Source organism: Paraprevotella clara YIT 11840 (genome assembly GCF_000233955.1).
GTDB classification, from domain to species: domain Bacteria; phylum Bacteroidota; class Bacteroidia; order Bacteroidales; family Bacteroidaceae; genus Paraprevotella; species Paraprevotella clara.
The window spans coordinates 147,242-160,620 of the sequence record NZ_JH376579.1; the positions used below are offsets into that span (position 1 = coordinate 147,242).

General features: G+C 52.9%; 8 protein-coding genes. 7 read left to right on the top strand and 1 reads right to left on the bottom strand.

Going from position 1 to position 13,379, the window contains the following annotated elements; genetic code table 11:
* The first annotated feature begins 29 nt into the window (after positions 1 to 29).
* The 7 genes from HMPREF9441_RS01395 (at position 30) to HMPREF9441_RS01425 (ending at position 10,392) form a co-directional block, all read left to right on the top strand.
* Entirely contained in the window at positions 30 to 1,241 is a 1,212-nt protein-coding gene (locus HMPREF9441_RS01395; RefSeq protein WP_008617156.1) for a porin, read from the top strand.
* Positions 1,242 to 1,273: 32 nt separating this feature from the next.
* Positions 1,274 to 1,984, top strand: a complete 711-nt coding sequence (locus HMPREF9441_RS01400) for a hypothetical protein (RefSeq protein WP_008617157.1) — start codon at positions 1,274 to 1,276, stop codon at positions 1,982 to 1,984.
* 7 nt (positions 1,985 to 1,991) lie between these two features.
* Positions 1,992 to 3,131 (top strand): Rid family hydrolase, encoded by a 1,140-nt coding sequence (locus HMPREF9441_RS01405; protein ID WP_008617158.1) that lies wholly within the window; start codon positions 1,992 to 1,994, stop codon positions 3,129 to 3,131.
* A 29-nt stretch (positions 3,132 to 3,160) separates the two neighbouring features.
* The gene (locus HMPREF9441_RS01410) at positions 3,161 to 5,209 is read left to right on the top strand and encodes a cytochrome c biogenesis protein CcsA (protein ID WP_008617159.1); all 2,049 of its coding nucleotides are present in this window, start codon (positions 3,161 to 3,163) and stop codon (positions 5,207 to 5,209) included.
* Positions 5,210 to 5,289: 80 nt separating this feature from the next.
* On the top strand, positions 5,290 to 7,677 hold the full coding sequence (gene feoB / locus HMPREF9441_RS01415; protein ID WP_008617161.1) for a ferrous iron transport protein B: 2,388 nt from the start codon (positions 5,290 to 5,292) through the stop codon (positions 7,675 to 7,677).
* 91 nt (positions 7,678 to 7,768) lie between these two features.
* Positions 7,769 to 8,851, top strand: coding sequence for a carbohydrate porin (locus HMPREF9441_RS01420; RefSeq protein ID WP_008617163.1), 1,083 nt, complete (start codon positions 7,769 to 7,771; stop codon positions 8,849 to 8,851).
* 290 nt (positions 8,852 to 9,141) lie between these two features.
* On the top strand, positions 9,142 to 10,392 hold the full coding sequence (locus tag HMPREF9441_RS01425) for a M16 family metallopeptidase (RefSeq protein WP_008617177.1): 1,251 nt from the start codon (positions 9,142 to 9,144) through the stop codon (positions 10,390 to 10,392).
* Between the two features lie 252 nt (positions 10,393 to 10,644).
* Here HMPREF9441_RS01425 and HMPREF9441_RS01430 read toward each other — a convergent pair whose 3' ends face one another.
* Positions 10,645 to 13,128: a M6 family metalloprotease domain-containing protein gene (locus HMPREF9441_RS01430; protein WP_008617179.1), complete on the bottom strand. Its 2,484-nt coding sequence runs from the start codon at positions 13,126 to 13,128 to the stop codon at positions 10,645 to 10,647.
* Positions 13,129 to 13,379: the final 251 nt, after the last annotated feature.

Consider the following 13,379-nt stretch of genomic DNA (forward strand, 5'->3'; position numbering starts at 1 on the left):
GCATCAAACAAAGAAAAAAACAGAAAACAATGAAAAAAATATTTGCGATGACCCTATTGGCGGCTCTCCCTCTTGCCGCCATGGCACAATATGAAGAGGGCAGCGAAAACGGCGTGGTGTCCCTGGCCGGACGCGAAGGGTTCTCCATCCAAACGAAGAAAGCCGACTTTGTGTTCAAACCTTACCTGTTGGTGCAGACTGCGGCCAACATCAATTGGTACGACGACGAAGGCCTGGACAAGGCTTACAACCAAGACAACTTGGCTAATTCGGGATTTGCCGTACCGTATGCCGTACTCGGATTTACGGGAAAAGCGTGGGGCAAGGTATCGTTTAACCTCTCTATCAATGCAGCAGCCAGTGGCGGAGCCATCCTTCAGCAGGCATGGATCGATGTGGCCATGAAAGAAGCTTTTGCCGTACGTATCGGTAAATTCAAGACTCCCTTTTCTCACGGTTACCTGACGACGCTGGGCGAAACCATGATGCCTACACTCCCGACTTCGCTGACCGCGGCGGTCATCATGCCTTATTCGTTGAACGCCGTCACACCGAACATCGGGACGGGATTCGATCTCGGTGTGGAAATCCACGGTTTCGCAGCCAATAAGTTCGGATATGAAATAGGAATCTTCAATGGTACCGGCGCATCGGTCAACACGGCTACGAAAACCATCAGCGACGACTGGCACATCCCGTCCCTGCTCTACGCCGGACGTTTCACCTTCATGCCGAAGGGTATCATGCCCGCCACGCAGGGTAACCCCGACCGCCTGCACGAAGACAAATGGATGTTAGGCGCAAGCGCCAACCTGAATGTGGAAAGCGAGAGCGAAAGCACCAACGACACCCGCGCCGGACTGGAGTTTGCCATGCTGAAAAACAAGCTTTATATCGGAGCCGAAGCCTACTACATGCACGTGGGATTCACCGACCGGCAAAAGATAGACAAGACTTACGATTTCTTGGGCGGCTACGTCCAAGGCGGTTATTTCGTGGCTCCCCGCGTACAGGTTGCCGCACGTTACGACTTCTTTAACCGCAACGGCGTAGACACGAATGGTTTCCTCAATATGCCGGCCGTAGGATGCAATTATTTCTTCAAGAACTGTAATCTGAAACTGCAAGCTATGTATCAGTTCATCGGACGCACCGGACACGACACGCAACTCGACCGTGATAACGACGACCTTGGGTTGGCCAAGCACTCAGGTACCATACAGTTGCAATACTCTTTCTAATATTCGTTAATTCAGCCGATAAAGAATTTACAATGAAAAAAAACTATGGTATATTTGTTCTCCTGTCTGTAGCAATGGGACTCACCGCCTGCGACGACGGCTCCATCCCACGGAAGGAACACACGGCTACGCACACCGGCTTTGCGGCCAAACTGACCGGACACATCACCGGTGCGGACAGTTGGCCGGAATATTACCAGCTTGTGTTGGCCGGGTTCGGAGACAGCGAATACGCGACTACGCAAGTGCTCGTCAGCCCCGACGCGAACAGCAACGTGAGCCTCACCCTGCCCAACATCGGGAGCGACGTGAAAACCATCGAGCTATGCGTGACCAACCGGTTGCGCAAACGTGTCCTGACATATCAAAGTCTGGATGTAGCTTCGATTTCGGGAGATACGCTCTACATGGATGCCGGACAGGTGGATGCCCACATGTATGCAGCCATACAAGAGAACATATTTGACAAAACCTGCGCACAGTGCCACGGAGGAAGTACCTCTCCCGCAGCCGGACTTTACCTGACGGCCGACAAGAGCCATGCCAGCCTTGTAAACCAACCGTCTACACAGGTCGAGGACGGCATCCGTGTCATTCCGGGCAACGCCGAAGAAAGCATCTTGCATAAGGTAATCAATCCAGGCAATGTACTCGGCTTAGGTTTCAGTCACGAAAATATGATAACTTCATCAACCGACCTGCGGCTCATAGACGAATGGATCAACGCAGGCGCCAAAGAATAGGAACAACATGGATAAAAGCAAAGTTTTTTGGGAAGATCTGGGTGTAACGGCGGAAATATCCGCCTTTACCCCACAAGATAAGATAGAAGAGTTCCACGTCATGTTGCATGTGAAGCCGAGAGCCGAACTCTTCGACGGACAACTCAAACGAATTTACGAAGGAGAGGAACGGCTGTTGCGGTTGCCGCAGGTCATGGGTGCCGACGTCATCCTGAAGCGATACTTTCTCAGCGATTCGACCAACCAACAGCCTCTGATGAAGCAGGAAGCGGACTGTTCCGTATCCGTCATCCAGCAACCACCGCTCGACGGCAGCAAGGTGGCCGTATGGCTGTATCTGCAAAAAGGCTGCAAGGTAGCCAACGTGAACGGTGTCATCGTGGCGGAACACAACGGTTACCGTCATTTATGGAAGATGGGCATGCACGAACACAAGGGCGACTCGGCCTGGCAAACGGAATCTCTGCTCATCAGTTACGAGGAAACCTTACAAAGCTTCAACGCCACGCTGGCAGACAACTGTATCCGTACGTGGTTTTTCGTACGCGATGTAGACACGCAGTACGCCGGCATGGTGAAAGCACGTAAGGAAAACTTCGCCGAACAAGGACTCACCGAACGGACCCACTACATCAGCAGTACGGGCATCGGCGGACTGCCCGCAGACACACGGGCCTTGGTACAGATGGGAACGTATGCCCTCACAGGGTTTGAACCTTCACAGCAACGCTACCTGTACGCCCCCACCCACTTGAACCCTACTTATGAATACGGGGTTACGTTCGAGCGGGGTACCGTCATGGAATACGGCGACCGTGCCCAAGTGTTCATCAGCGGCACGGCCAGCATCAACAACAAAGGGGAGGTGGTGCATGTGGGCAACATCGTGAAACAAACCGAACGCATGTGGGAAAATGTAGGAGTCCTGCTTGAAGAAGGCGGCGCATCATTCGACGATGTCATGCAAATCATCGTTTACCTGCGCGATGTCTGCGATTACCCGACCGTGAACGAGATGTTCGCCCGACGGTTCCCCGACACTCCGAAAGTCATCACCTTGGCACCGGTATGCCGACCTACATGGCTTATCGAAATGGAATGTATCGCCGTGAAAAAACGTTGCAACGAAAAGTATCGCGACTTTTAAGGACTTATCCGGTACATTCCCTCTACATCATGAAGTCAGTTCCTTTCATACTACTTTTTTGGGCTGCCGCGGGCATCGGTATATCCACGTTTGTGGAAGATGCCCACGGCACGCCTTTTATCCAAACCTACGTCTACGGCACTTGGTGGTTCAAACTGTTATGGACCGCCGTCATGGTCACTTTGGCCGCACTTTTCGTACGCCGTAAAATGTGGAAAAACTTTCCGCTTCTCGTCCTTCATCTCAGTTTCGGCGTGATATTCGCCGGAGCGCTCACCACCGCCTTTACCGGACATAAAGGAATATTGCACTTGCGTAAAGGCCAGCCTACGGGAGAATATGTCAACGAACGGAAACAAGTGGCACGCCTGCCTTTCATGATGCGTTTAGACAGCTTCCACATAGCATATTATCCGGGCACGGAAGCTCCTGCCGACTACGTGAGCCAAATCTCCTGCCAGCATATCGACGGCGACATCTTTGCCCGGCCAATTATTTCCATGAACCGGATTTTTTCTGCACAAGGGTACCGTTTTTACCAGTCTTCCTACGATGAAGATTTGGAAGGCAGTTGGCTTTCGGTAAACTATGACCCTTGGGGGACGGGCATCACCTACACCGGTTTCTGCCTGATGGGGTTGGGTTGCCTGCTCCTGCTGTGCGCCCGGGACGGAGGCTTCCGCCGTCTGCTAAGGCATCCGCTGATTCGGAAAGGCGGACTGTTCCTAATAGCCTTGTTTTGGGGCTGTCAACTGAAAGCCGACCCGGCCTTGCCCGTAGTCAAGCGGGTACAAGCCGACAGTCTGGCTATCCAACAAGTGGTTTACAACGACCGCGTCGCCCCGTTCAACACACTTGCACGGGATTTCGTACAAAAAATATACGGACGACCATCCTTCCACGGAATCACTCCGGAACAGGTGGTGAGCAGTTGGATGCTCTACCCCGAAGAATGGAACCGCACTCCCATTATCCGTATCAAAAATCAGGAGTTGCGCACCGCTTTAGGCCTTAAAGAAGAATATGCCTCGCTCAATCATTTGTTCGACGGGACACAATACAAGCTACAGCCTTTATGGCAACGCGAACAAGGCAACCGGAGCAAACTGGCCCAGGCCATACAGGAGACGGACGAAAAAGTAGGACTCATCCTCATGCTTCGGCAAGGCACGCTCGTCCGTCCGCTACCGCCCGACGTTTCACCTCTCAGTACCCAGAAAGTCAACGCCGAACTGTGGTACAACCGTATTCCCTTCAGCAAAATCCTGTTCATGGTCAACCTCACTTTAGGCTTTGCCGCCTTCGGATTATTCATGTTCAGGATGCTGACAGGCCGTAAGGAGAAAGCCGTAAGCCGACGGGTATGGGGCACAGCCCTCTGCCTCACCACCCTATTCCATGCCACAGGATACGCCTTGCGCGGTTACATCAGAGGCGGTTTCCCCCTGAGTAACGGATACGAAACGATGCAGTTCGTCGCTCTGGCAGTCCTCCTGACCGCCTGCCTGCTTCAACGGAGGTTCCCTTTCACCCGGCCTTTCGGTTTCCTGCTTTCCGGATTCACTCTGCTCGTGGCCTACTTGGGCGAGATGAACCCGCAAATTACGCCCCTCATGCCGGTATTGGCATCCCCGTGGCTGAGTTGGCACGTGTCGCTCATCATGATTTCATACGGCCTTTTTGCTTTCACCTTTCTGAACGGCATCCTGGCCTTGTGTCTTATAGGGAAACAAAAAAACACGGCTTCGCCGATTACAGGGGAACAAATCGAACAACTCACCTTGTTGAGCCGTCTTCTGTTATATCCGGGCACCTTCCTGTTGGGCATAGGCATTGTGTTGGGAGCCGTATGGGCCAATGTGTCGTGGGGCAGTTACTGGTCGTGGGACCCGAAAGAAGTGTGGGCACTTGCGGCGTTCATCATTTACGGCATCTCTTTCCACCGGAAAAGCCTGCCCTATTTTCAACGTCCATGGCTATTCCATGGCTATATGATCTTCGCTTTCGCCGTAGTCCTGATGACCTACTTCGGAGTCAATTATCTGCTCGGTGGCATGCACAGCTATGCCAATTCTTAACAAAATCACTACTATCAGGTATTGCATAAGCCGGATTTTGCAAGTAATTTTGCACGCTGTATAATTATATATAGGTAGTAATGATGAGATTATCGGATGTCAACACGAACGAAACCGTGATGATATCACACATAGAAGGCAGCGGAGCCTTCAGAGCCCGCTTGAGTGAAATGGGGTTTGTCACAGGGAAAACCGTCAAGAAACTGTTTACTTCTCCTGTGGGAAATCCTATTGTTTTCGAACTGATGGGAGGACAAATCGCCCTGCGAAAGAGCGAAGCTGAAAAAATACAAGTCACTGTTTCGGGCACGGCAGACGCTCCATCTACGACACCGGAAGCGGACATCCCTGCCCCATCCACAGACATTTCCACAGACATTCCGACTCAAAAGCATCGTTCAGACCGGCATCAACGAAGAAGCGGAAGCGTTATGCCGCCATCTCCACACCCGGGATGCCCCAGTTGCGGTCCTTCCGGACGTCGCATCACCACCGACACGCCGGCCGAAGCCGGAGTGATTACAATAGCTTTGGTCGGTAATCCGAATTGCGGCAAGACCTCACTTTTCAATGCAGCCTCGGGGGGACACGAACGTACCGGTAACTACAGCGGAGTGACCGTCAGCAGTGTCGTGGGAGAAATGGTCTTCGATGGACGGAAAATCCGTTTGGTAGACCTGCCGGGAACCTACTCTATCCGTGCTTTCAGTCCGGAAGAGGCGTATGTGGCACACGAACTGGAAAGCGGCCGGATAGATGCCGTCATCAATGTGCTCGACACAACCAACCTGGAACGGAATCTGTTGCTCACCATGCAACTGAAGGAACGGAACCTTCCGCTCGTCGGAGCCTTGAACATGTATGATGAGTTTGAAGAAAGCCAAAGTACACTCGACATCGAAGAACTGAGCCGTCGTTTGGATATGCCTCTCTACCCTACCGTAGCCCGTAAGCGCATCGGTATCGATGCCCTGCTGAAAAAAGCCATCGAACTGGCCGACCAACATATTGCACTTCACCGTGCAGGCATACAAGGGCATACCCACGAGGCCGCCTGTTGCAACGATCCGGAGCACTGTACCCACTGTAGCGGAAAAGGAGCTCATCCGGAAGATATGGACGCAGACAACGGAAGCGACACGGCCTGTCCGTGCCCTGAACGCGAACACGAAGATGTGGAACGCTATTCCCATATCGGACAAATACTCGACGGCATTTACATTAAAAAACACGGACGCAGTCATCAGGTCACCACAACGTTAGACCGACTGCTGGCCAACCGCTGGATTGCCTATCCGTTGTTCGTGGCCATCATGTGGTTCATCTTTTGGGTCACGTTCACCATCGGACAATATCCCATGGACTGGATAGACAACGGTGTGGCATGGCTCACCGCCCTCTGCGAGAGCCAAATGCCCGAAGGCACGCTGCAAGCTTTGGTTTGCGACGGCATATTAGGCGGCGTGGGCAGCGTCATTGTCTTCTTGCCCAACATCCTGATTCTTTATTTCTTCATCTCCATATTGGAAGATTCGGGCTATCTGGCACGTGCCGCCATGTTGGCCGACCCGTTGTTCAACAAACTGGGACTGCACGGAAAATCCTTCATTCCCATGCTGATGGGTTACGGATGCAACGTACCGGCCGTCATGGCTACCCGTACGATAGAAAATCCCAAAAGCCGTATGATTACCATGCTGGTCACTCCGATGATTTCATGCAGCGCGCGCATTCCGGTGTATGTAGTATTTGCCGGGGCATTCTTTCCCCAAAACGCCTCCACCGTCATGCTCTGCCTTTACGTGTTCGGGACAGGTATGGCCTTGTTTGTAGCATGGGTATTCAGCAAGATCTTCATGCGTCGGTATGAAAGCCATTTCGTCATGGAACTCCCTCCTTACCGTCTGCCCAGTTCGCGCGGTGTTTGCCGCCATACGTGGGAGAAAGGACGCCAATACTTACGTAAGATGGGAGGCATCATCTTGGTGGCCAGCATCGTGATTTGGGCTTTAGGACATTTCCCCACGGGAAACGGTGAACTGACAGAAGCCGAACAACAGGAACAATCCTACATGGGCCGGATAGGCCATGCCATCGAACCGATAATCCGTCCGTTAGGTTACGATTGGCGAATGGGCGTAGGTATCATAGCCGGTGTCGGCGCAAAGGAACTGATGGTCAGCACACTCGGAGTGTTGTACAACTGCGCGGCTGAAGACGCGGAACCGGAAACCACCGAAGACGCTTCGCAGACCCGCCTGGCGCAAATACTAAGCCAGCACACCACACCCGAAGCCGCATTGAGTTACATGATCTTCGCACTGCTTTATTTCCCTTGTCTGGCTACGATTGCAGCCGTCAAAGGAGAAAGCGGCACATGGAAGTGGGCCATTTTTACGGCGGTATACACTACCCTATTAGCCTACGTGACGGCTTTTGCCGTCTACCGCATGGCATTGCTCTTTTAAACAAAACATAAAACTTTCCGGCAAGGAGGTCTGAGCGCAAACCGCCTCACCGGAAAGTTTTTTTATCACTTCCAACGAAACACTACATTTTATGATTCAAAAACTTTTTGCACAGAGCGCATTCCTGCGCTTTGCTTTTTGGACGTGTGCCACAATGACTGGCATGCAGTCTCCACTTTTCTGCCAACGGGTAAAATGGGAAATCTCCGGAACGACCGAAGGACTGTGGAACATCACCGACGGGAAAACCGGCTGGTGTAACCTGCTTGAAGTCTCGGCAGAAACCGGACTATGGAAAGACGCACAACTGGAAACCTCAGCCATTTCTACTTACAATCTAGGGATTCCGGTAGCCGGAGACTTACAAGCATTCAGTTGTATAGATGCCGGTCCGGACAAGGCCTTCCGTCTCATCGAAGCGGGAATCCGGCAAAACATCGGTGACAAGGGTTCCGTATATGCCGGACTGAGAAATATCGACATGGACCACTTTACGACCCCATTCACAGCTCTTTTCACCAACGCCTCGCACGGAAACTTCCCCATCTTGTCGGCCAACTTCCCGTTAGCCACTTATCCTTTGGCAGCCCTTTGCCTGCACACGGAATTCTCCCCCTTGCCAGGTCTCACCTTTCGCGAAAGCCTCTACAACGGCGTGGCCAGCGACCGTATCAACCGTCAGTTCCGTTTCTGCCCCCATAGCGACGGGATGTTCAACATAGGCAGCCTGTCCTACCACATCGGCGAAGAAGACCGCCATCATGGATATTACGCCGTGGGATATGCCCTCGGCTCCAGTCCGTCCGAAACATCCGCCGACAAAACTTTCAATTACGCTTTGTGGACCTTGATAGAACAACCCCTCCTGCATGTCGGCGAAAGCCATTTGGGAGCCATGTGGCAGGGTGGCACGTCGCCGGCTTCACGCAGCACATGCCGTCATTACTGGGGAGCGGGGCTTATCTGGAGTAACATTCCGCCCCGGATGACCCAAGTGGGATTGGTGGTCAACCGTGCCCTCTATGCCGACGGCCGGGAAACCGACGTGGAACTGACCGGAAGCTTTCCCGTATGCAACCATTTCACCCTCCAGCCGGCCGTACATTGCATCAACACCAACGGGAACTACACAGCGGCAGCACAACTGCGGGCCATATTGGAATTCGGAAACTGAACCGGGTCATAAAGGAAGATTGCCACGTCCGGTTCTCGTCTATTAAACATCAAAAACAGACAGGCAAAGACGGACAGCAAACGGAATAAAAAGAAAATCACGATTAAGCGAGCGCAGACCGAGCTTGCTCGAAGTCTGCCGAGTGGGAGCGATTTATGCAAATAACGGCCTGTTTCCTTTTCCTTTCCCGCGGTTTGCAGTAACTTTGTGCGGTAAACACAAAGCATAACGACATGACAACAACATCTCCCGCTTCGGCTGTTCCCTATACCCATACCCTTCCCTGCGGCATGCGCGTCATCTGTGCCCCTTCGGCTACGGATGTGGTATATTGCGGCATCGCCGTCGATGCCGGTACACGCGATGAACTGCCGGACGAAAACGGGCTGGCACACTTTTGCGAGCACCTGACTTTCAAAGGGACGCACCGGCGCCGCTCCTGGCATATCCTGAACCGCATGGAAAGCGTAGGAGGGGACTTGAACGCCTACACGGGCAAAGAGGAAACCATTTACTACACGGCTTTCCTGAAAGAACACTTCGCACGCGCCGTGGATCTGCTGGCCGACATCGTGCTGGGCAGCACCTATCCCCAAACAGAGATGAACAAAGAGGTGGAGGTGGTCATCGACGAAATAGAAAGCTACAACGACTCGCCTTCCGAATTGATTTTCGACGATTTCGAGAATCTGATTTTTTGCGGCCACCCTTTGGGACGTAACATCCTGGGCGAAGCCGGATGCCTGCGCGGATTCCACAGCGAGGACATCCAACGTTTCGCCCGGCGGCTGTACCGTCCCGACCGGATGGTTTTCTTCGTCTACGGACGCATCGAACCGGCACATGCCTGCCGGGAAATCACCAAAGCCCTGAAACGGGTGGCTTCCTCCTTGCCCGAAGGCCATCCTTTCCAGACGCTCCTCCAAACCGACGCTTCCCCTGCCCGGCCTGACAGGAATGATGCCGGACGCACGGCTGTACCGGAATACCGCCCCCAGACCGTCACGCTGCACAAAGACACCCATCAGGCACACGTCATGATAGGCGCACGGGCTTACAGTGCCCGCGACCCGCGCCACCTGAGCCTCTATCTGCTAAACAATATCCTGGGAGGCCCGGGCATGAACTCACGCCTCAACCTGAGTCTGCGCGAGAAGCACGGCCTTGTATATACGGTGGAAAGCGTCATGACCACTTACACCGACACCGGCTTGTGGAGCGTATATTTCGGTTGCGACCCTCACGACGTGACCCGTTGCCGTCGGCTTGTGCTGAAAGAACTGCGGCGGCTGGCCGAAGCCCCGTTGGCTCCCCATGCGTTGGAAGCCGCCAAACGGCAAATCAAAGGCCAGATAGGCATCTCTTACGACAACTTTGAAAACGTGGCGCTGGCCATGGGAAAGACGTTCCTGCATTATGACCGGGCACGCGACCTGAACCGTCTGTACCAAAAGATAGACGGGTTGACGGCGGAAGACCTTCATGCCGTGGCACAGGAGCTTTTCCGTCCCGAAAATTTGACATTCCTCATCTACCGATAGCCCTCTACAGAGGGCCATAAATCATTCTCAGCCGAACGTAAAACGAATCTCAGCCAAACGAAATTTCAATCGCCTGAGATTGATTTTTCATTTGGCTGAGATTGATTTACCTCTCTCCTGAGAGTAATCAAGCACCCTTTTGAAAAGTGCTTCAAAGAGGGTTTAACCTGCTCTTTTACTTCAAGATAACCTTTCGCACGACAGGCGTTCCGTCCCCTTCGGTCTCGCAGACGACAAGGTAGAGGCCACGGCTCATCCCGGACACATCAAAAATACATACATTTCCTTTGGGACGGGCAAGGGCGGTCTGCATGCCCCCACCGTCACGAGACGCACCTGTTCCAACGGAGCGGACGACTGCACCACAACGCGCCCTTGTGCTGTCCCGACCGTCACGTCCGGTATCATCCCTGCCGTTTCCACGCCGGAGGGGTCATACATCAACACGGCGACTTCCGAATCGGAGGTCTCGCCGAAACGCCCGGTAGCCCGTACGGTATAAATGTTTTCACCGGCAAGCGGTTCGGCATCCGTAAAGGTCACGTCCGGCGTTTCGCCTAACTTTATTCCGTTGCGGTACACGGCATATCCTTCTACCATGGTTTCCGAAGGAGCGGAATAAATCTCCACGTCGTCGATTTGCCACCAGTAAGACAACCCGACATCGTTCGTGTCGTAAGCATGGAAAGCCACGCGCATGCGGTCGGACTGGTATGCGAAAAGGTCGATGGTGATTTTCACATATTGGTTCAGCACATCGCAGTCTTTGATTAAGTCGTATACCGGTGTCCATGTTTCCCCACCGTCAGTACTCACTTCCACATAATAGTATTGCTCCTTGACGTTTTTCTGCGGAGCAATAGACTTACTCCAGAATGACAATTCACGGCCATAAGCGAACACGGGAGAGATGAGACGTTCGTCCTGATGCGCATCCTCCCACGCACTCTTCATGTACATGGAATAATTCCCGCTGTAAGGCATATAGTTCTTGGCAGCCTCCTGCCACGTCCACCCCCTGTCACCGGCATTTTGAATGACCCAACCGTTGGGATTGGCCGTATCTTCAAAACCGTCTGACAACACGGGAGTACCCTCTTGCGGAGCCGTCCATGCCAATTCCACCTTCCCGTCCTCCGTCACGCGGGCGGACAAGCCGGACGGGGGCAGAATGACATTAGACTGTTGATGTACGGTCAATATGGTTTTCAGTCCGGCATCCGAAGGCGAAGTGAAGGCCAGTTCCGCCTTGCGCGTCTGTGCCGTGGCGTTTTCGGTCAGGGTTTCCAACGTGACGGTGGTCTTTCCCGCTTCTCCCTGCTGCGGTGCCAGTTTCAACCAATCGGGTAAACCGGACACAGTCCAGTCTACATCAGCCTCCACCGAAAGCTCGAGCTTATCGCCCGCCGCACCGCCAAGCGTTACAGCCTCTTCGGACAGTTTGATCTGATGTCCCAGGTTCTCCAAATTGAACGAAAGGGTTTCGCCACACGATGAGATATGCGTCAGGGCAAAGCGTGCCACCGTACCGTCGCTGTAAAAAGGCTTCACTTCCGCGTCGCCTCCAAAAGCCGTACGCCCGCTCTCCTCGCTGAAAGCCGCTTTTTCTATGTTCCCGTCGGCAGTTGTCGTACCGCCCGGCCGGAAAATGTATACTTCGTCCAGACGGGTTGTCCCGTTGTAGTTCACGTTACCGCCCGTATAAGCCGGATTGATACGGTAAACCAACAGGCCGGATTCCGGCAGCCCGCTGTCGAACGTGCTGCCCTCCTTGCGGCGGTATTCCACCACAAAATATTCTTCGGAGCCGATGGGCCTGATTTTATAAGCCACATTCTCTTTCTTCTCTCCCCCGACCGGATTCAACACGTATGTGCCCGGTTCCGAAATCTCCGGAATCTCGTCTATCCAGCCGCAATAGCGGTACTTCGTATAAGCCGACATCTGCTGGGGTACAAGCAGGTTGTCGGACATCAAATCCCAGACACCCACGGGATTCAGGTCGTCGTTCACGTGGTAGAGGTCGTACGTCCCCAAGGAATGCGACATTTCGTGGCAAATCACTCCGGTGTTCAACGGCACGGGTTCCAGCGACGCCCAACCGTTCGCATCATCGAACACCATCAGGTAACCGACCAGTTTCTTACCTTTTATATATATGGCCTTTTCATCGGGCAAAGCCAGGTCGGAACGGTGCGGCCACAACAAATGGCGGTTGCTCAACTCCGAACGTCCGCTCAACACGATACACATGTTATCTACGATGCCGTCGTCGTCCGCGTCCAACGACGCGTCCTCCGGAAGCGCATCGGAAAGCCAAGCCGCCACTTCGCGTATGAGGGCTTGCTCGCGTGCCGCCTTGTCCACGTCGTCCTCATAACCGAGTTCATTAATCGAGCTTTTCTCCTTATAATATCCCCTCTCCCGGCTGGCACGATAGGATATGACCCGGCCGTCCACCGCTTCCGGGAAGAAACTGCTCTTCCAGGCAAGTTGCCCGTAAGAAGCCTCGCGGAAATAGTTGTATACGGAGTTCGCCCCCTGCGTGTCGTCATTAAACAACTGTTCGTACGCAGAAAAAGGACGCTCGAACATCTCGTCGTTATCTTCGTCCAAGAAACGCACGAAACAAACCAAATTACTTAAATCTCCCTTGTTCTTTTCCGCCCAGACCGGAATCAGGCCACACAAAGCCAAAAACAAAAGAAAAAACCTACAAGAATAAACTTTCACCATAACCGTTCGGCATTTGATTGATACTATCCGCAAAGATATTCATTTTTCCATACGATGCCGTGAATTACTTTCTTTTTTTCTATTCCGGGATGTAAAAACGGCTCCAAAAGTCCTTATTCGCATAAACCGGATACATTTCGAACAGTTTTGTCCTTCCACCATACAAGTTGATTAAGAGTACATTGAAAGTCTATCTCTTAGTAAGAGAGCGATTGCATAATTATGCAATCCTATAACACCCTCAAAGATAA